Annotated in this window: 18 protein-coding genes; 5 read left to right on the top strand and 13 right to left on the bottom strand. The window is 68.0% G+C overall.

Translation table 11 applies throughout. From position 1 onward, the window contains the following. Position 1 precedes the first annotated feature (1 nt). The 6 genes from OB2597_RS02295 to OB2597_RS02265 all read right to left on the bottom strand — a co-directional run bounded on the left by OB2597_RS02295 (position 2) and on the right by OB2597_RS02265 (position 5,882). Complete coding sequence (locus OB2597_RS02295) at positions 2 to 1,006, bottom strand: ABC transporter ATP-binding protein (protein WP_009803897.1); 1,005 nt, start codon at positions 1,004 to 1,006, stop codon at positions 2 to 4. Continuing rightward, entirely contained in the window at positions 999 to 2,096 is a 1,098-nt protein-coding gene (locus OB2597_RS02290) for an ABC transporter ATP-binding protein (RefSeq protein ID WP_009803896.1), read from the bottom strand. The genes OB2597_RS02295 and OB2597_RS02290 overlap by 8 nt, the downstream gene beginning before the upstream one ends. A gap of 3 nt (positions 2,097 to 2,099) precedes the next feature. Continuing rightward, positions 2,100 to 2,402 carry a hypothetical protein gene (locus OB2597_RS22225; RefSeq protein WP_009803895.1) on the bottom strand — a complete coding sequence of 101 codons (303 nt, stop codon included), beginning with the start codon at positions 2,400 to 2,402 and terminating at the stop codon, positions 2,100 to 2,102. Continuing rightward, complete coding sequence (locus tag OB2597_RS02280) at positions 2,399 to 3,337, bottom strand: carbohydrate ABC transporter permease (protein WP_009803894.1); 939 nt, start codon at positions 3,335 to 3,337, stop codon at positions 2,399 to 2,401. The genes OB2597_RS22225 and OB2597_RS02280 overlap by 4 nt, the downstream gene beginning before the upstream one ends. Positions 3,338 to 3,512: 175 nt before the next feature. Next, positions 3,513 to 4,460 (bottom strand): carbohydrate ABC transporter permease, encoded by a 948-nt coding sequence (locus OB2597_RS02270; protein ID WP_009803892.1) that lies wholly within the window; start codon positions 4,458 to 4,460, stop codon positions 3,513 to 3,515. Positions 4,461 to 4,562: 102 nt separating this feature from the next. Next, positions 4,563 to 5,882 carry an ABC transporter substrate-binding protein gene (locus OB2597_RS02265; RefSeq protein ID WP_009803891.1) on the bottom strand — a complete coding sequence of 440 codons (1,320 nt, stop codon included), beginning with the start codon at positions 5,880 to 5,882 and terminating at the stop codon, positions 4,563 to 4,565. A 191-nt stretch (positions 5,883 to 6,073) separates the two neighbouring features. Between OB2597_RS02265 and OB2597_RS02260 the strand changes: the two genes are divergently transcribed. Next, positions 6,074 to 7,111, top strand: coding sequence for a LacI family DNA-binding transcriptional regulator (locus tag OB2597_RS02260; RefSeq protein WP_040608899.1), 1,038 nt, complete (start codon positions 6,074 to 6,076; stop codon positions 7,109 to 7,111). 51 nt (positions 7,112 to 7,162) lie between these two features. Here OB2597_RS02260 and OB2597_RS02255 read toward each other — a convergent pair whose 3' ends face one another. After that, positions 7,163 to 8,278 (bottom strand): zinc-binding dehydrogenase, encoded by a 1,116-nt coding sequence (locus tag OB2597_RS02255; protein ID WP_040608898.1) that lies wholly within the window; start codon positions 8,276 to 8,278, stop codon positions 7,163 to 7,165. 142 nt (positions 8,279 to 8,420) lie between these two features. Between OB2597_RS02255 and OB2597_RS02250 the strand changes: the two genes are divergently transcribed. Further along, positions 8,421 to 8,666: a hypothetical protein gene (locus tag OB2597_RS02250; protein ID WP_009803887.1), complete on the top strand. Its 246-nt coding sequence runs from the start codon at positions 8,421 to 8,423 to the stop codon at positions 8,664 to 8,666. Between the two features lie 6 nt (positions 8,667 to 8,672). Further along, entirely contained in the window at positions 8,673 to 8,972 is a 300-nt protein-coding gene (locus tag OB2597_RS02245) for a CcdB family protein (RefSeq protein ID WP_009803886.1), read from the top strand. A 319-nt stretch (positions 8,973 to 9,291) separates the two neighbouring features. Here the strand turns inward: OB2597_RS02245 and OB2597_RS02240 are convergent, their stop codons facing one another. Both OB2597_RS02240 and OB2597_RS02235 read right to left on the bottom strand, forming a co-directional pair. Continuing rightward, positions 9,292 to 10,398, bottom strand: coding sequence for a ParB/RepB/Spo0J family partition protein (locus OB2597_RS02240; protein WP_009803885.1), 1,107 nt, complete (start codon positions 10,396 to 10,398; stop codon positions 9,292 to 9,294). Beyond that, the gene (locus OB2597_RS02235) at positions 10,395 to 11,738 is read right to left on the bottom strand and encodes an AAA family ATPase (RefSeq protein WP_050759185.1); all 1,344 of its coding nucleotides are present in this window, start codon (positions 11,736 to 11,738) and stop codon (positions 10,395 to 10,397) included. Before OB2597_RS02235 ends, OB2597_RS02240 begins: the two co-directional genes overlap by 4 nt. 463 nt (positions 11,739 to 12,201) lie before the next feature. Here OB2597_RS02235 and OB2597_RS02230 point away from each other — a divergent pair, with 463 nt between their 5' ends. Beyond that, positions 12,202 to 12,927 carry a DnaA N-terminal domain-containing protein gene (locus OB2597_RS02230; protein WP_009803883.1) on the top strand — a complete coding sequence of 242 codons (726 nt, stop codon included), beginning with the start codon at positions 12,202 to 12,204 and terminating at the stop codon, positions 12,925 to 12,927. A gap of 11 nt (positions 12,928 to 12,938) precedes the next feature. Here the strand turns inward: OB2597_RS02230 and OB2597_RS02225 are convergent, their stop codons facing one another. Genes OB2597_RS02225 through OB2597_RS02210 form a run of 4 tightly spaced genes read right to left on the bottom strand, consistent with a single transcriptional unit; the run spans position 12,939 to position 16,832 of the window. Beyond that, positions 12,939 to 13,700 carry an SDR family NAD(P)-dependent oxidoreductase gene (locus OB2597_RS02225; RefSeq protein WP_009803882.1) on the bottom strand — a complete coding sequence of 254 codons (762 nt, stop codon included), beginning with the start codon at positions 13,698 to 13,700 and terminating at the stop codon, positions 12,939 to 12,941. After that, positions 13,697 to 14,626, bottom strand: coding sequence for an SDR family oxidoreductase (locus tag OB2597_RS02220; RefSeq protein ID WP_009803881.1), 930 nt, complete (start codon positions 14,624 to 14,626; stop codon positions 13,697 to 13,699). The genes OB2597_RS02225 and OB2597_RS02220 overlap by 4 nt, the downstream gene beginning before the upstream one ends. Next, positions 14,623 to 15,519, bottom strand: coding sequence for a bile acid:sodium symporter family protein (locus tag OB2597_RS02215; RefSeq protein WP_009803880.1), 897 nt, complete (start codon positions 15,517 to 15,519; stop codon positions 14,623 to 14,625). Before OB2597_RS02215 ends, OB2597_RS02220 begins: the two co-directional genes overlap by 4 nt. Beyond that, a complete protein-coding gene (locus tag OB2597_RS02210; RefSeq protein WP_009803879.1) occupies positions 15,516 to 16,832 on the bottom strand; it encodes a flavin-containing monooxygenase in 1,317 nt (438 codons plus the stop codon). Before OB2597_RS02210 ends, OB2597_RS02215 begins: the two co-directional genes overlap by 4 nt. A gap of 60 nt (positions 16,833 to 16,892) precedes the next feature. Here OB2597_RS02210 and OB2597_RS02205 point away from each other — a divergent pair, with 60 nt between their 5' ends. Then, positions 16,893 to 17,540: a TetR/AcrR family transcriptional regulator gene (locus tag OB2597_RS02205; RefSeq protein WP_040608897.1), complete on the top strand. Its 648-nt coding sequence runs from the start codon at positions 16,893 to 16,895 to the stop codon at positions 17,538 to 17,540. Position 17,541: the final 1 nt, after the last annotated feature.

The following is a 17,541-nucleotide window of genomic DNA, read 5'->3' as shown; positions in this document are numbered from 1 at the left end:
GTCATCTCCCTCGATGGGTGCGTGCGCCGGAGGCGTCGAAATAGAATGGGTTCTCGGGACGGATCGAAAGCATCTGGCCCGCCCGAAGCTCGGTATGGGCATCGGTCACCGTGACCAGGTCGTGGTTGCGGAAGGACAGGTGCAGGCGCGTCTGGTCGCCCAGATGTTCGACCCGGACCACCTCGGCCTGCGGCCCCTCGCCCTGCCGGATCTGTTCGGGTCGCAGGCCGATCCATTCCACGCCTTCGGGCGCGGGGCCGAAGAGGTCGGCGGGAACGATGTTGATGCGCGGCAGGCCCAGGCGTCCGGCGGCATGGATGCTGACCGGGTCCTCGTAGACCTCGCGCGGGGTGCCGAACTGCACCAGCCGGCCCTTTTCCAGCACGCCCACGTGGCTGGCCATGGTCATCGCCTCGACCTGGTCGTGGGTGACATAGAGGAAGGTCGCCCGCGCCTCCTGCTGGATCGACTTGAGCTCGACCCGCAGATCCGAGCGCAGCTTGGCGTCGAGCGAACTCAGCGGCTCGTCCATCAGGAAGACCTGCGGATCGCGCACCAGCGCCCGCCCGATCGAGACGCGCTGCATCTCGCCGCCCGACAGCGCCGTCGCCTTGTTGTCCAGCTTGTGCGAGATCTGCAGCATCTCGGCCACCCGGCCGATGCGGCGGTCGATCTCGTCGGCCGGCGTGCGCAGGATGGGGGATTTCAGCGGAAAGGCCAGGTTCTCGCGCACTGTCATGTGGGGGTAGAGCGAGTACTGCTGGAACACCATGGCCACGTTGCGCTGCGCCGGCGTCAGATCGGCCACCGGGCGCCCGCCGATGGCGATCTCGCCCGATTCCGGCCGGTCCAGCCCCGAGATCAGGCGCAGCGTCGTGGTCTTGCCCGCGCCCGTCGGCCCCAGCAGGACCACGAAACTGCCGTCCGGCACGGTCATGCTGACCCCGTCCAGCGCCGTGGTCGCGCCGAACCGCTTGGTGATGTTGTGCAGGGTCACCTCAGCCATGGTTCAGCACCTCCTCGTTCCCGGCAGAACGCAGCGCGCGGGACGTCTCGACGTCGAAGACGGACACCTTGCGCGCGTCGAAGCGCAGGCCGGCAGTCTCGCCCTCGGCCACGCGGATGTCCGAAGGGATGCGCGCCTTGACCTCGCCATGTTCGGCCGCCAGCGTGACGATCTGCGTGGTGCCCAGGTACTCCGTCGCGATCACCCGCCCGCGATAGCCGGAGTCGCTGTCGAGATGCACATGCTCCGGCCGCACCCCGAGCGCGAGACGCCCGCGCGCGCCCTCGCGCGTCACCGGCATCGTGACCGAGGTGCCCCCCAGTTCGAGCGCGCCCGCGCCCTCGCTCACCGCGCCGTCGAACTGCAGCACGTTCATCGGCGGCGAGCCGAGGAACCCCGCCACGAAAAGCGAGGCGGGCCAGTCGTAGAGATCCTGCGGCACGCCGAACTGCTCGACCACGCCATGGTTCATCACGACGATCTTGTCGCCCATCTGCATCGCTTCCAGCTGGTCGTGGGTGACGTAGACCGTCGTCGCGCCCATCCGGTCGTGCAGGGCGCGCAGCTCCTCGGCCATGTGCTCGCGGAACTCGGCGTCCAGCGCGCCGAGCGGCTCGTCCATGAAGAAGGCCTTCGGCTCGCGCACGATGGCCCGGCCGAGCGCGACCCGCTGCCGGTCCCCGCCCGAAAGCCCGCCTACCGGCGTGTCGAGGATGTCCTCGATGCCCAGCAGACGGGCGATCTCCTCGACCTTGCGTTTCGTCTCGGTCCGCGACACGCCCTGGCTGCGCAGCGGATAGGCGATGTTCCGGCGCACGTTCATGTGCGGGTAGAGCGCGAACATCTGGAAGACGAAGGCGATGTCCCGTTCGCTCGCGCGGCGCCCCCCCACCTCTTCGCCGTCGATGTAGATCTCGCCGCTGGTCGGCAGCTCCAGCCCCGCCATCATCCGCAGCGTCGTGGTCTTGCCGCAGCCCGAGGGGCCGAGCAGCATGAAGAACTCTCCGTCCTCGATGGTGAAGGTCGAGGACTTGACGGCGTTGAAGTCGCCAAAGTCCTTGCGCAGGTTCTCGATCCGTATCTGGGCCATGGCCTACTCCGGAAAATGGCTGACGATCAGGAACATCACCGTTCCCGTCAGCGTCACGAGGAAGGACCAGGTGAAGGCCACCATCACCCAGGGCTGCATCATCATCACCACGCCCAGCCCGATCAGGATCGAGGCCGCCATCTCCCACGGGCCGCGCACGAAGATGCGGGCGGCGGGATGCGCGCGGTAGCCGGGAGACGGCTCGCCGCGGGTGTCCTCGACCTCCGGCCGCGGCACGCCGGCGCGTTCGCGGCGTTTCTGCGTCTCGGTCAGGCTCTCGTCGGGATCGAAGGGCGAATGGGTCATTTGCGGACGGCTCCGAACGTGATCCCGCGCAGCAGGTGCTTGCGCAGCAGGATGGTGAAGACGACGACCGGCAGCAGGAAGATCGTGGCCCCGGCCGCGACGGCCGGCCAGTCCTGCCCGCCCACGCCGATGATCGTCGGGATGAAGGGCGGCGCGGTCTGCGCGGTGCCCGAGGTCAGCAGCACGGCGAAGGCATACTCGTTCCAGGCGAAAATCAGGCAGAAGATCGCGGTCGAGGCGATGCCCGTGGCCGCCTGGGGCAGCACCACCTTGGTGAAGGCCTGGAACCGGGTATAGCCGTCGATCAGCGCCGCCTCCTCGTATTCGCGGGGGATCTCGTCGATGAACCCCTTCAGCAGCCAGACCGAGAGCGACAGGTTCACCGCGGTATAGAGCATGATCATCCCGGCATGGGTGTCGGACAGGCCGAGCGAGCGGAACATCAGGAAGATCGGGATCGCCACGGCGATCGGCGGCATCATCCGCGTGCTGAGGATGAAGAACATCAGATCGTCTTTCAGCGGGATGCGGAAGCGCGAGAAGGCGTAGGCCGCCAGGGTCCCGAGGAAGACCGACAGGAAGGTCGATCCGAAGCCGATGATGACCGAGTTCATGAACCGCTCGCCGAACCGCGAGGGGCCGACGATGGTCATGTCGTATTTCGCCACGATGGCCTCGTACCAGGTCTGCGGCGGGTTCTCGGCCAGGAATTCCGCCGTCTGCCGGGTACGCGTGGTGAAGAGGTTCACATAGCCCTCGAGCGTCGGCTCGAACACGATCTTGGGTGGATAGGCGATGGCGTCCGAGGGCGACTTGAACCCGGTGGCGATGATCCACAGCAGCGGCAGGATGGTGATCAGCGCATAGCCGATCACGAGGATCCCGGCGATCCACTTCTGCGGGCGCGAGGCCGCGGTGACGGAGAAATCGCTCATGCCCGTGCCTCCGGGGTCGAGGTGGTGAAGGACGGCACCGGGAGGCCCCGGGGCATGCCCGGGGCGCGGCGCGTGTCCCGGACCTGATCCGGGACCCCTAGCCCGACGGCGGGGGCATCGGCGGCGGGGCCCCGGGTCAGGCCCGGAGCAACCGCGGCGGTGACGGAGAAATCACTCATCTTTCCTTAACCTTGTTCAGCGCCTTCACGTAGATCGAGGCGAGCCCGAAGACCGTCACGAAGAGGATGATCGCATAGGCCGAGGCATAGCCCGTGCGCCACTTCTCGAAGGCCTCGCGCTTGAGGTTGATCGAGGTGAGCTCGGTGGTCGATCCCGGCCCCCCGCCGGTCAGCTGCACCACCAGGTCGAACATCTTGAAATTCTCGATCCCCCGGAACAGCACCGCCAGCATCAGGAAGGGCAGCACCATCGGGACGGTGATCGTCCAGAACTGCCGCCAGGGCGAGGCGCGGTCGCATTCCGCCGCCTCGTAGATCGAGGTCGGGATGGATCGCAGCCCGGCGAGGCATATCAGCATCACGAAGGGCGTCCACATCCAGGTGTCCACGATGACGATGGCCCAGGGCGCGAGAGAGACCTCACCGATCATCGAAAAGCTCGACGGATCGGCGCCCGACAGGAACCCCACCACGTAATTGAACAGACCGATCTGCGGCTGATAGAGGAAGGTCCAGAAATTGCCGACCACCGCGGGCGACAGCATCATCGGCAGCACGATCACCGTGGTCCAGAAGTTGTCGCCGCGGAACTTCTTGTTGATCAGCCAGGCCAGGGCGAAGCCGAACAGCACCTGCAGGGCGATCGTCCAGAACAGGAAATGCGCCGTGGCCTGCATCGTCTCCCAGATGTCGGTATCGGTCAGGATACGCTCGTAATTGCGCAGGCCCACGTTCTGGACCTCGGCATTGGGACGGTTGACGCGGTAGTTGGTGAAACTCAGCCGGATCGTCCAGATCAGCGGAAAGATGTTCACCGCCAGCAGCAGGAAAATCGACGGGCCGACGAAGATCCAGGCGATGGCCCGGTCCGAGAGGCCGCGGATCTTCCGGGCCACACCCGGCGGCGTGGCCGCTGCGGCGCGCTCTATCGCTGAGTTGGACATGTGCCTTGCCTCGGGTCGTTTTCGGTTGGCGCGGAGCGGCGGATCGCGTCCCGCTCCGCGCAGGGGTGGATGGCGGGCGCGCGGCGGCGCGCCCGGTGCGGATCAGAGCTTGCCTTCGTCCTCGAAGACCTCGGTCCAGTCCTCGACCAGCGCGTCCAGCGCCTCCTTCGCGGTGCCGTTGCCGGCAATCACGTAGTCGTGCACGCGGTCCTGCATCGCCAGCAGCAGCGAGGCATAGGCCGGCTCGGCCCAGAAGTCCTTCACGATCGCCATGGAATCGAGGAAGGTCTGCGCATAGGGCTGGCTGTCCGCGAAGCCCGGCGCCTCGACCACCGACTTCATCGCCGAGGCACCGCCCATGTCCCACCAGCGCTGCTGGATCTCGGGCTGGGCGAACCACTTGATGTATTCCAGCGCCGCGTCCTGGCTGTCGGAATAGGACACGACCGAAATCCCCTGCCCGCCAAGCTGCGCGAAATGCCCGCCCGGCCCTTCGGGGTTGGCGAAATAGCCGGACTTGCCGCCGCCAACGTTCGGATCGGCCTCGACCCCCGGCCAGATGAAGGCAAAGTTCATCTGGAGCGCCACCTGCCCCGACTTGTAGGCGTCGATGTTCTCGGACATGTACCAGTCGGACGAGCCCGGCGGCGTGCAGCAGTCATAGAGCTCCTTGTAGAACTCCAGCCCCTCGACCGCTTCGGGCGAATTGACATAGCCCGCCAGGTCATAGGGCTGGTCCGGATTGTCGTACTCGAACCCGTAGTTGTAGAGCGTGTTCGTCACGCCCATGGTGATCCCCTCGGATCCGCGCTCGGTATAGATCGCGGCGCCATAGACGGTGCGGCCGTCGATCTCGCGGCCCTGGAAGAACTTGGCCACCTCCATCAGCTCGGCCTGGGTCTCGGGCACCGTCAGCTCGCGGCCGTATTCCTCTTGGAAATCCGCCCGGACGTCCTCACGTTCGAACCAGTCCTTGCGGTAGGTCCAGCCCACCACGTCGGCGTAGGCGGGCAGCGCCCAGTAGTTCGGCGTCCCCTTGGGCCATTCGGCATAGCCGGTCACGGTCGCGGGCAGGAAATCATCCATCGTGATGCCCTGCTCCTCGAAGAAGTCGTTCATCTTGATGTAGTGGCCGCTTTCCGCCGCGCCGCCGATCCACTGGCTGTCGCCGATCATCAGGTCGCAGAGCTGACCGCCCGAGTTGAGCTCGTTCAGCATCCGGTCGGCAAAGTTCGGCCACGGCACGAATTCGAACGACATCGTGTGGCCCGACTCGGCCTCGAAATCCTTCGACAGCTCAACGAGCGCATTGGCCGGATCCCAGGCCGCCCAACACAGTGTCAGCTCGTCCGCCACCGCGCCCTGAGCGCCCCCGATCAGCGCCCCGGCCGCGGCCGACAGCATTAGTCCGCGCATTTTCATCTGGAATGTCCTCCCATGTTCGGCCGCGGCTCCTCCGCCACGACTCATCCCTGCCGCAACGCTAGATGAGGCACGTGCCTCATGGCAACATAATTTTGAGGTGCGTACCTCAAAGTATTTGCATTCAGCGGCCAAACCCCGCTAAGTGAAGCCCGCCCCGAAACCCGGACAAAGCCCCAGGGACAGCAAAAATGCGCCCCACTACCAAGGACTTGGCAAAAGCGGCCGGCGTCAGCCTGGCGACCGTGGACCGCGTCCTCAACGGGCGTCCCGGGGTGCGCGCGGAAACCGTCGAGGCGGTGAACGCGGCCATCCGGCGCATCGGATACGAGCGCAACATCTCGGCCGCGAACCTCGCCCGGGGGCGGCGCTACCGGCTCGAATTCATGCTGCCCAGCAGCGGCGACCAGTTCCTCGACACCCTCGTCGACCGGATCGAGGAGACGCGCGTCGCCTTCGCCGGCGAACACACCGAGGTGCGCCATCGCCGGGTACTCGGGAACGACCCGCACCAGATCGCCGCGCTGCTTTCGGGGATCGGCCCGCAGGATGCCGACGGCATCGCGATCATGGCCCCCGAAACGCCCCAGGTGCGCGACGCCACGATGCGGCTGATCGAACGCGGGGTGAAGGTCGTGCAGTTCGTCTCGGGCCAGCCCGGCGCGCGCCGGCTCGATTTCGTCGGCGTGGACAACAATGCCGCCGGCGCCACCGCGGGGCGCCTCATGGGCAAGTTCTGCGCGCACCGCCCGGGCCGCATCCTGGTCATCGCCGACACGATGAACGCCCGCGACAATCTCGAACGCCGCCAGGGCTTCGATGCCGTGCTGACGCGCGACTATCCCGGCCTCCAGGCCCTGCCCTCGCTCGAGACCCATGGCGACCCCGGGCGCACCGACCGCATCGTGCGGGCGTTCTTCTCCAACTACAGCGACATCGTGGGCGTCTACGTCCTCAGCTCCGAGACGCGCATCGCCCTTCAGGCCATCGACCGCGCCGGCCACCTTGCCGGCCGGCAGGCCATCGCCCACGAGAGGACCTCGTTCAACGAACAGATGCTGCGGGCCGGGACGCTCGACGCGATCATCGCGCAGAACCCCGGCCACCTGGTGCGCAGCGCGATCCGGGTGCTCCGCTCACGCTGCGACGGACGCGAACCGCTCGCCTCGCAAGAGGAGATCCGGATCGAGATCCTGATCCGCGAGAACCTGGGCCACGCAACCGGCTGACCGCGCCCTGCCCCGGCCGGCAGCCGCGCCGGGCACGGGCCGCCCCGCCCGTCAGGGCCGGATCAGGTACTTCTCGCCCGTGGCCTTCTTCTGGTAGGCGGCGGCGATCTGGGGCGAAAGCGCCTCTTCCAGGCTGATCGTCGCGGTGTAGTGGCTGGCGAAGGTCGTGGTCATCTCGGCGGCCACGCGCTCGCGCATCCGCTGCGCCACCGCCGGCTCGGCCCCGCGCAGGAAGTTGAACAGCAGCCAGCCGCCCACGTTCCAGGTGAACCCGAAACCGCGCCTCAGCACGGTCGGCTCGGTGCTGAGCGACCCGTAGATGTAGACCTGTTTCGGCACGTCCGAGCCATAGCGCGAATACTCGTCCATATCGCGTGCGGCGACGGCCTCCATCGCGTTCAGGATGGTGCTCGTGGTCTCTCCGCCCCCGATGGCGTCGAAGGCCAGGGTGGCGCCGGTCGCGGCGATCGCCTCGGTCAGGTCCGCCCGGAAGCTGTCGGCACTGCTGTTCACCACGTGGCGCGCGCCGAGGCCGCGCAGCAGGTCGACCTGCTCTTCGCTGCGGACGATGTTGACCAGCCCGATGCCGTCGGCCTGACAGATCTTCACCAGCATCTGTCCCAGGTTCGAGGCCGCAGGCACATGAACCATGGCCTTGTGCCCCTCCGCCTTCATCGTCTCGACAAATCCGAGCGCGGTCAGCGGGTTCACGAACAACGCCGCACCATCCGCCGGGCTGGCCCCCTCGGGCAGCACGATGCACGATTCGGGGCGCATCAGCCGGAAATCGGCATACATCGCCCTGCCGATCATCGCCACGCGCTTGCCGACCATCTCCTCCTGCCCGGCCCCCGCGGCTATGACGACGCCCGCGCCCTCGTTCCCGACGGGCATCGACTTGCCGATCCGGCCGCTCAGGGCGGGCAGGATTTTCTCGGGCACCTGCGCGGTGAGCACCGGCGCCCCGTCCGTGCCCCCGGCCTTCAGCGTGTCCATGTCGGCGGGGCCGAGCAGCAGGCCCAGGTCCGAGGGGTTCACCGGCGCCGCCTCGACCTGCACAAGAAGCTCGCCCTCGCCCGGCTCGGGCACCTCGACGGTGTCGAGCGTGATGCGCAACGTGCCGTCCGCCTCGAGTGTCGATCTCAGTTCTCTGCCGGTTCTGCTCATGCTGTCCTCGCGTGCTGTGGTGACTCTCTTTCACCGCGTTAGATCGCAGGTGGCCGCCGCCGTCCAGCCGCCGCGGCTTGTAATGCAGAGCGTAATGCACTACGTATAGCTGCCAGAACCGAGCCGGACAGGGACGCCCGCCATGACCTCGACACTGAACATCCGCAACATCGGCGAGGCCCGCAAATCGGCCCTCGAGGAAGAGGCGCGGGCGCGGGGCATGTCGATCTCGGACGTCGTGCGCGGCTGCATCGACGATGGCCTCGCCCGGGCCCGCGCCGACCGCGAACGCGCCGCCTGGATCGCCTCGGCCAAGGCGGGCCTCGCAGACGAGGCCGCGCATCTCGAGACCGCTGGCCCCACCCTCGCCCGGTTCCGGCGGCTCTGATCGGCAATGCCGCAGGGCACGATCCACCGGACCCGCGACGGGCTCGACCTCATCTGCCGTGTCCAGACCGACATCGGGGCCGAGACGCCCTATATCCTCTGCGCGCCCGTCCTGCCCCGCGACGCCTGGGGGCGGCTGGTGCCCAAGCTGCACATCGCCTTCGATCTGGACGGCCGGCCGCATGTCATCCTGATGTCCCAGCTGATCGCCCTCCCCGCCAGCGAGATCGGACGCGCGGTCGGCAGCGCCGAAGCCTGGCGGGACGAGATCGTCATGGCCGTGGACCTGCTGGTCTCGGGCTTCTGACCCGGCACAATTCATCCCAGAACCGCTGATCAGAGACTGCATGAACGCCCTTGGCCGGTGCCCCCCGCGCCGTTCGGGAATGGACGGTGAACCCGTCGCATCAGCGGCCGGGGGTCAGCCCCGTATCAGTCCCTAAGCTGCATGTTCGAGCCTGATCGACAGCCATGGCGCCCCACCTTATCCGCGGATAAGGTCGCCCCCGCCCTGCCCCGCTTGCCGCAGCGAAACCAGCCACACGCACCCCCGCGAAACGCAAATCGGCGCCGCCCGCCTGGGCGACGCCGACAGAGGGAACGTCGGAGCTTATCCGCGGATAAGGTCAGCCCAGCCCGTCGATCAGCGAGGCGATGGCGCGCTCCAGCCGCGCCCGTTCGATGGAGGAAAAGTCGCGCTCCACCCGGATCTCCAGCCGCCCCGGGCCGGCGGTGCACTTCACCTGCCCGGCCGAACTCTGGATGTGAAAGGTGGTCTTGGTCCGGCCGCCCGTCCCGCCAGAGGTCTTGGCGCGCGGCACCGGCGCGGCGTCTTCCTCGGGATCGCCCTGCCCGGTAAAGCGCCGCAGCACGTCCAGCTCGTCGCGGATGCTGCGCCCTTCCCAATCCGTCAGGGCATCGCGGATCTGGCCCACGATCTCGGGCCGCTCCTTGATCTCGCGCGCCAGCGCCACGCCGAGCGCCCGGGGTATCGCGGTCGGATAGGCCAGGTCCTGCCCCAGCCTCTCGAGCAGGAAGGCGAAGTTGCGGATGTAGTTGCGCTTGGAATAGGGCGCCGACTGGAACAGCGCCGCCACCGCCTCGCCCACATCCTCCGCCTCGGTCGAGGGCTCGGCCGCGTAGTTCTGCGCGGCATAGGCCATCTCGGCAAAGGACAGGTCCTTGCGGATCACGTTCTCGTCCACCATCCGCCGATAGAGCCCCGCCACATCCGGCTCTCCCGGCATGACGAGCGAGGGGATCTCGCCCCAGGCCGCATCGCCGGTTTCCTCGTGCAGCTGCCGGTAGGCGCTCAGCCGGCGGAACCCCTGCACCAGCTCATAGCCGGTGCCATCGGGCCGGGGCATCACGCGGATCGGGTTCGACAGCCCCAGTTCGCGGATCGAGGTCATCAGCTCGGCCAGTTCCTCGTCTTCCCCGGGGATACGGTCGCGGACCAGCATGTAGGTATGGACCTGGTCCAGCGGCACCGGCTTGACCACGTGACCCGCATCGCGCAGCGCGACGTACTCATGGGCCAGCGCGTCGTTCTCTTCGCGGATGGCCTCGACCGTGCTGCGCCGGGCCTTGAGCGCCTCGGCATTCTCGGCGATGGCGCTGGCCATGGGGCCGCGCCGCGCCGCGCCCGCGTCGGCGACAGGCTCCGGCGCCGCGGCCGGGGCCTCGGGTTCCTCGGGCAGGTCGATGTCGAATATGCGTCTCTTGCGGCTCATCCCTCACTCCTTTCCAGCGCGACCTTATCCGCGGATAAGGTGCCTTCGCCGAACGTCTCCCAGTGCGGCAGCATCACGCCCTTGAACTCGGCATAGGCCCGGTCGAAGCTGGCCCGCGCCCGGCGCCATGTCTCGCGCGTCATGTCGCGGTAATCCATCTCGTAGATCGACGACAGGAAGCGGCCGGACTGTTCGACCGCGCGGGTCATCTCGATCGGCTGTTGCGCCATCTTGTCACCGAAGACCTTGCCAAAGGCTTCGAACATCGCGCGGTGCAGATCGTTGCCCGCCTCGTACCGGGTCAACAGGAACCGCACGTCGTGGAACGCCTTGGGAAGGGTGACCTTATCCGCGGATAAGCTGCCCTCGAACCCGTAGGCCAGATCCTCCAGCGCCTCGGACAGCTGGCCGATGAAGCTGGTGGTACTGTCGTATTCCCAATAGCCGGGGCCCGAGGGAATATAGAGCATGTCCGCCGCGAAGACCGCATTCATCGACTGATAACCGATGGCGGGCGGGCAGTCGAAGAAGACGAGGTCCCACTGGTCCTCGGGCAGCTGGTCGAGGAACCGGTTCACCGCCGCGAAGAACGACCATTCGGGATTGAGGTGCCGGTACTGGGCGCTGGCGAATTCCACGAAGGCCGCGTTGGCACAGGAGGGGATCACGTCGATGGTCGGCCAGTTGGTCGGCTGGATGAAGTCGCTGACCCGCAGATCCTGGATGCCCAGCCCGGTGATCGACGCGGGCAGGGACCGGAGGGGCAGGGCGGCCCCCGACGCGGCACCCCGGGGGGCGGCGTTCTGCCCTTCCGTCTCGCGGATGAGATCGCGGGCCATGATGCCCCAGACGGTGCGCTCCTCGCTGACATCGGTGAGCCCCATGGAGTGACTGAGCGTCGCCTGCGGGTCGAAATCCACGCAGAGCACCCGGTAGCCGTCGAGCGCGGCGGCATGGGCGAAATGCAGCGCCACGGTCGACTTGCCCGCACCGCCCTTGAAGTTCGCGATCGCCGTGCGGAAGGCCCGGCCGGCAGGGCGCTTCGGCATCAGCCCCTTGCCGCGCTGCTTGATCTTGCGGCGCAGGGTATTGACCTCTTCCAGGGTGAACCAGCGCTGCCGGCCCTCGGGCTCGACCGTTCCCGCGGGCAGGTTCGGATCGGCGGCCATCTTGCCGCGGAACGTGTTCTGGTTCAGGCCCAGGATCAGCTCGGACACCTCCCACGAGGAGAAGCGGCGGAGGGTCTTGCGGTTCTCGGGCGAGAAGGTCTGTTGCCGGATCCAGCTCTGCATCTTGAGCGAGCGGGTCTGGATATCCCGAAGGTCGGTATGTGTCAGCACGATGCACCTCAAACGTAAATTCTGCGCTTTTCCGGATTTACGCCCAATTTGCCTTTTTTGTCGAGATGGAATTACAGTGGGGCTGGAACCGGAGCAGGGGCGCCACAGGCAGCCTTATCTGCGGATAAGGGGACGCCCGCGGCCGAATCGGGGCGCCACGGACGACGGGCCGAAACCGCGGAACAGGGACCATCATTGGGGGGACACCCGGAAGGCGACCCCATCCCTTTGAGGGGACATCAAGGCCCGATCGGGGGACATCCAGGGCGTCCCCCAATACCATTCACATACCGGATTCATTTGAATTGGATATGAGGATCGGGCCGCAAGTGACGCGAATCCTTGACAACTCCTCCGCATTCAACGCTAATCACCACAAGATCGGGAAAAGCGTTCAGACAGGGCCTGCACAAGACGGGCATCCCGAGAGGCAGACGACCACAGGACGGTGAACGGGGCAGTTATGCAGACAGGGCCGGACGGCGCTCTGAGCACGCGCAGGAAGACGACGGGGCCGGGCGCGTCCTCATTCAAGTACGACATTCTCACCGCGCTACTGGTGACGGCGGCGCGGGGCGATGCCGAGGTTGCCCGGCTCGCGCTGCGGCTGTCGCTGGTCGTCACGGCGCGGTTCAACTGGCGGCTGGAGAGCTTCGCCGTCGGCCAGAAGGAACTGGCGCGGATGTGGGGGGTGACCGACCGCACCGCCAAGCGCGAGATGGCGGCGATGCGGGCGCGGGGCTGGGTCAGCGTCGCGGTGCCGGCCGCGCGGGGACGGGTCGCGCAGCACCGGATCGTCTTCGACGCCGTCCTGCGCGAGACCGTGCCGCACTGGGATGCGGTCGGCCCGGATTTCACCGCCCGCATGAGCGACGTGCCGGAACCGGCAACCGCGGTCGACAATGTCGTGCCGTTCCAGCGCCACCCGGCGGGGCAGGGGGGCGAGGGCACACCCTGGGCCCGCGCGGCCGAACGGCTGGCGGCGCAGGATCCGGCGATCTTCAACGCCTGGTTCGCCAACCTGGTGCCGGCGGAATGCGAGGCCGGTGTCCTGACGCTTGTCGCGCCCTCGCGGTTCGTGGCCGATTACGTGCGCACGCATTTCATGCCGCGCCTGCTGGTGAGCGTGATCGCCGCCGACCCCTCGCTCCGCGATGTCGACGTGACCTGGAGCGGGGCGGGCGGCTGAGCGCCCGGGGGCTATCCCCGGCCGCTGATGTTGCGACGCATCGCCCGCTGGTAGAGGGCGGGGGACAGTCGCATCAGCCAGGAGGAGAGCCGGGCGACACGGCCGACGGGAATGAACTCGCGCGAGCGGTCCACGCCGCGCAGGATCTCAGCCGCCGCGTCCTCGGGGGTCATGTAGTCCATGCCGTCGGCGGCGGATCCGGGGCGCAGGATCCCGTCCTCGGTGCGGGCGGGATTGCCGATGTTGGTGGCCACGAAGCTGGGCGCCGCGATCAGGCAGCGCACGCCGAACGGCGCCTCTTCCGAGCGCAGAGAGGCGAAGAAGCCCTGCAGCGCATGTTTCGATGCGGCATAGGCGGTGCGGTTGTGCAGCGGCGCGAAGCCCGCGACCGACGAGATCGCGAGATGCGTGCCGCCGCTGTCGCGGAGCGGGGCGAGGAAATGGCGCGCCATCCCGATCGCCGCGAAATAGTTGATCTCGAAGACGCGGCGGTGACTGGCGGGGTCCGTCTCGGCGAAGGGGCCGATCTGCGAGACACCGGCGTTGTAGATCACCAGGTCGATCGAGGGCCGGTCCGCGATGATGCGCCGGCTGGCATCGGCGAGGGCCGGCCCGTCGGTCAGGTCCACGGCGACGGGGGTGCGGCTGTCCGACGCGGCGAGGCCCGCAATGTCGCGATCCATCAGCACGCAGTGCCAGCCCTGCGCCTCCAGCTGCGCCGCCAGCGCCCGGCCGAGCCCGCCGTTGCCGCCCGAGATCACCGCTGTCTTCATGGCCGGGCCTCCTTGCGCCAGAGATCGAACACCTGTTCGGACGTCAGCTCGGGCGTGTAGCCGAAGACCGTCTTGAGCCGGTCGTTGGCCAGCACCGGCCGGTATTGCAGGAAACGGACCTGTTCGGGGCCGTATTGCGTCAGCCCGAGGGGGCGCGCCAGGGCGAGCGCGGCCTTGAGACCCCAGGCGGGGAGGCGCAGCACCGGCTTGCCCAGTTTCGCCGCCAGCTCGTCCACCGTCAGCCAGCCGTCGCCGGCCACGTTGAAGATGCCGGGCGGGCCGTCCGTCGCGGCGCGGGCGACGATCCGGGCGAGGTCGCGGGTCCAGATGAAGACGAAGGCGCTGTCGCTGCCGCGGATGGCCAGCAGCCGTCTGCGGTGGAAGAGGGCGGTGATCTGGTTGTCGACCCCGGCGCCCAGCACCGTGCCGACCCGCAGCACCACCTGTTCCAGCGCGGGATGGTCGCGGCGGGCCTCGGCCAGCATCTCCTCGACGCGGCGCTTGTGGTCGGCATAGGCGAATTCGGGATTGCCGCGGCAGGGCGCGTCCTCGGTCAGGGGCACGGGGTTGTCGGCGTGATAGCCGTAGGCGGCGCCGGAACTGGTCACGACCAGCCGCCGCACCCCATGCGTCACGCAGGCCGCGAGGATGTTGCGCGTGCCGGTCACGTCCACCGCACGGGCCTGGTCGCGGGTCATGCCGGGCGGCGGGGTCACGATCGAGGCGAGGTGGACGACCACCTCGGGGCGTTCCGCGCCGATGACCGCGTCGGGGTCGGCGCCGGTGACGTCCATCCGGCGGAACCGGACCGTGCGGGGCAGGGCGCCGGGAGCGAGATCGGTGGCGACGACCTCTGCGGGCGGCAGCGCCCCGGCGAGGGCGCGCCCCACCATGCCGGCGGCGCCGGTGATCAGGATGCGGGTCATCGCGGGGCCTCGGTCCGGGCCATGAGGCCGGCGAGGACCAGGCCCGAGATCGCGTGCCAGATGCCCCAGAAGGCCGCGACGACGGCCATGCCGCCCAGGCCTCCGAAGAAGCCGAAGATCAGCACGAGGCCCAGGCCCGAGTTCTGGATGCCGGTCTCGATGGTCACCGCGCGCCGGTCGAACGGCGAAAGCCGCGCCAGGGTCGCCGTGGCATAGCCGCCGCCGAGCGCGAGGGCGTTGTGCAGGACGACGAGCCCGGCGATACCCCCGGCATAGGCCAGGAACTGCGCCCAGTTCGCGGCCAGCGCGACGACGATGAAGGCGATGAAGATCGCCATCGAGAGCCATTGCAGCGGCCGGCGCAGCTTGCGCGTCAGGTCCGGCCGGCGCGCGTTCAGCGTCACGCCGAGGACGAGCGGCAGGACGAGCATCAGGCCCACGGTGATCGCGATGCGGACCGGGTCGATCGAAGTGGCGCGCAGGATCGCGGCCGAGGGGTCGTAGAGGCTTCCCCAGAAGGCGATGTTGAGCGGCGTGAGGAGGATCGCCCCGACCGTGGCGAAAGCGGTCATCGAGACCGAGAGCGCGGCATTGCCCCCCGCCCGGTGCGTGATGAAGTTCGAGATGTTGCCGCCCGGGCAGGCGGCGACCAGCATCAGGCCGAGCGCGACCGAGGCCGGCGGTTGCACGACCAGCACCAGCAGGAAGGTCAGCACCGGCAGGACGAGGAACTGCGAGGCGAGCCCGACGAGCAGGGGTTTCGGCCCCTTCGCCAGCGCCCGGAAGTCGCGGGGCAGCAGGTCGATGGCGATCGAGAACATGACCACGGCAAGGATGCCGTTGAGAAGCGTCAGCGAGCCGGGCGAGAAATTCAGGATGGCGTCGTCGATCATGCCGCGCTGCCCTTGAGCCGGGCGATCCAGCGGTTGACCGCCTTGCGATAGGTCGCCTTGTCCACGTAGTAGGCCATGCGCGGCAGGTCGATGTAGGACATGCCGCCGGTCGCGCGGGAATAGCCGCCGGCCTTGGTCGCCTGCAGGGCCCGGGCCTCGGACGACCCGGCGCGAAGGCCCTCGATGTAGCGCACGACCATCTCGGCCTGTTCGTGCCGGCCCTGCCAGCCCAGACCCGAGGCCTCGACCATGCCCAGGACGAAGAGGTCGTCGCGCTCGGGATGCATGCAGTTGAGATAGAGGTGGGGCGCGTCGCCCTGCCAGTTCAGCAGCGCGTCGTCGATGAACGGGTAGTCCAGCCTGTAGCCCGTGGCGAGGAGGATCATGTCGTACTCGGCACTGCTGCCGTCGGTGAAATGCACCGTGTCGCCGTCGAACCGGTCGATGTCGGGGCGGATCGTGATGTCGCCGTGCCCCGCGTGGTAGAGCACCAGGGAATTCACGATCGGGTGGCTTTCGTAAAGCTTGTAGTCGGGCTTGGGAAAGCCGTATTTCTGCGGGTCGCCGACGAACCATCTGAGGATCGCCCCGTCGACGATCCGTTTCAGCGCCATCGGCAGTTTGATCGCCCCGCCGAGCGTGTCGGCGGGCTTGCCGAACACGTACTTGGGCACGAAGTAATAGCCCCGCCGCATCGAGAGGTCGCAGGAGGTGCCGTGGTGGATCGCATCCACCGCGATGTCGCAGCCGGAGTTGCCCGCGCCGATGACCAGCACGCGCTTGCCGGCGAACTGGTCGGGGGTGCGGTAGTCGGAGGAGTGGATGATCCCGCCCGTGAAGTCGCCCCGGAAGCCCGGGACGTTGGGCGTGCTGAGCGTGCCGTTGGCGATCAGCAGACCGGCATAGTCCTCGGTCCGTTCGCCGTCGCGGTCGCGCCAGGTGATGCGCCACCCCTCGCCCGGCGCGCCGAGCGGGTCGCAGCGCAGAACCTCGGTTCCGAACCGGTAGTGGCGTTCGAGGTCGAAGTGCCGGGCGAAGTCCTGGAAATACCGCTTCATCTCGCGGTGCGAGGGGTATTCCGCGACCTCGTCGCGCATCGGGAAATCGGTGAATTCGGTCATCCGCTTGGACGAGATCAGATGCGCGGTCTCGTACATGGTCGACCGGGGGCCGTCGATGTCCCACAGGCCGCCGACGCCGGCGTTCAGTTCAAAGCCCTGAAAGTCGATCCCGTGCTGTTTCAGCAGCTTGGCCGCAGCAAGGCCCATGGGTCCCGCCCCGATCAGGGCGAGCCGGTCCGGCGTCTTGGTCATCTGGTCCTCCCTTTGCGCCGTTAGCTTGAACAGATGTTCAAAATAAGGCAAGATATTTTCATGCCGACCGGTCAAGCCACTGAGATCACAAGGAAACGCGCACCGTCTAAACGGGCGTTGGCCACCCGCAAGCGGGTTCTGGACGCGGCCGAGGCGGTCTTTGCCGCGCGCGGATTCGACGGCGCCACCATCCGGGACATCGCCGCCGAGGCGGGCGAGCCCGTGGGGACCATCCATCATCACGGCGGCGGCAAGGAGGCACTGTTCCACCGCACCGTGGCCCGCCGGGCCGGGCCGCTGTCGCAAGCGCGGCTCGAGGCGCTCGACCGGCTGCGGGCGGAGGGCGGGCCGACGCTGGAGGCGATCCTTGCCGCCTTCATGCGGCCCTTTTTCGATCTCTCGCGCGCGGATCCGGGCTGGCGCAGCTATGCGCGCCTCGTCGCCTTCGTGTCGGCCGACGACCGGTGGCGGAGCATCTCGGCCGAGTGCTTCGACCCGACCGCCGAGCTTTTCCTCGCCGCGATCATGGAGCAGGTGCCGGAGACGGCGCGGAGGCGGGTGGCCGAGGGGTTCGTCTTTTCGGTCTCGGCCATGCTGGCGCTGCTGACGACGCAGGACCGGATCGCCGCCCTTGGCGGTGGCGACGCCCCCGAGGAGGAGCAGATGGCGCACCTGGTGCGGTATTGCGCCGCCGGCCTGATGGCCTGAG

The sequence above is a fragment of the Pseudooceanicola batsensis HTCC2597 genome, assembly GCF_000152725.1.
Taxonomy (GTDB): domain Bacteria; phylum Pseudomonadota; class Alphaproteobacteria; order Rhodobacterales; family Rhodobacteraceae; genus Pseudooceanicola; species Pseudooceanicola batsensis.
This window is presented reverse-complemented; position numbering and strand designations above follow the sequence as displayed.

Bases quoted from the DNA above. Each gene is read 5' to 3' on its own strand.
- OB2597_RS02270 (WP_009803892.1), bottom strand. From the start codon at position 4,460: ATGTCCAACTCAGCGATAGAGCGCGCCGCAGCGGCCACGCCGCCGGGT.
- OB2597_RS02215 (WP_009803880.1), bottom strand. From the start codon at position 15,519: ATGATCGACGACGCCATCCTGAATTTCTCGCCCGGCTCGCTGACGCTT.
- OB2597_RS02230 (WP_009803883.1), top strand. From the start codon at position 12,202: ATGCAGACAGGGCCGGACGGCGCTCTGAGCACGCGCAGGAAGACGACG.
- OB2597_RS02295 (WP_009803897.1), bottom strand. From the start codon at position 1,006: ATGGCTGAGGTGACCCTGCACAACATCACCAAGCGGTTCGGCGCGACC.
- OB2597_RS02220 (WP_009803881.1), bottom strand. From the start codon at position 14,626: ATGACCCGCATCCTGATCACCGGCGCCGCCGGCATGGTGGGGCGCGCC.
- OB2597_RS02245 (WP_009803886.1), top strand. From the start codon at position 8,673: ATGCCGCAGGGCACGATCCACCGGACCCGCGACGGGCTCGACCTCATC.
- OB2597_RS02210 (WP_009803879.1), bottom strand. From the start codon at position 16,832: ATGACCAAGACGCCGGACCGGCTCGCCCTGATCGGGGCGGGACCCATG.
- OB2597_RS02280 (WP_009803894.1), bottom strand. From the start codon at position 3,337: ATGAGCGATTTCTCCGTCACCGCGGCCTCGCGCCCGCAGAAGTGGATC.
- OB2597_RS02255 (WP_040608898.1), bottom strand. From the start codon at position 8,278: ATGAGCAGAACCGGCAGAGAACTGAGATCGACACTCGAGGCGGACGGC.
- OB2597_RS02265 (WP_009803891.1), bottom strand. From the start codon at position 5,882: ATGAAAATGCGCGGACTAATGCTGTCGGCCGCGGCCGGGGCGCTGATC.
- OB2597_RS02290 (WP_009803896.1), bottom strand. From the start codon at position 2,096: ATGGCCCAGATACGGATCGAGAACCTGCGCAAGGACTTTGGCGACTTC.
- OB2597_RS02260 (WP_040608899.1), top strand. From the start codon at position 6,074: ATGCGCCCCACTACCAAGGACTTGGCAAAAGCGGCCGGCGTCAGCCTG.
- OB2597_RS22225 (WP_009803895.1), bottom strand. From the start codon at position 2,402: ATGACCCATTCGCCCTTCGATCCCGACGAGAGCCTGACCGAGACGCAG.
- OB2597_RS02205 (WP_040608897.1), top strand. From the start codon at position 16,893: ATGCCGACCGGTCAAGCCACTGAGATCACAAGGAAACGCGCACCGTCT.
- OB2597_RS02225 (WP_009803882.1), bottom strand. From the start codon at position 13,700: ATGAAGACAGCGGTGATCTCGGGCGGCAACGGCGGGCTCGGCCGGGCG.
- OB2597_RS02240 (WP_009803885.1), bottom strand. From the start codon at position 10,398: ATGAGCCGCAAGAGACGCATATTCGACATCGACCTGCCCGAGGAACCC.
- OB2597_RS02250 (WP_009803887.1), top strand. From the start codon at position 8,421: ATGACCTCGACACTGAACATCCGCAACATCGGCGAGGCCCGCAAATCG.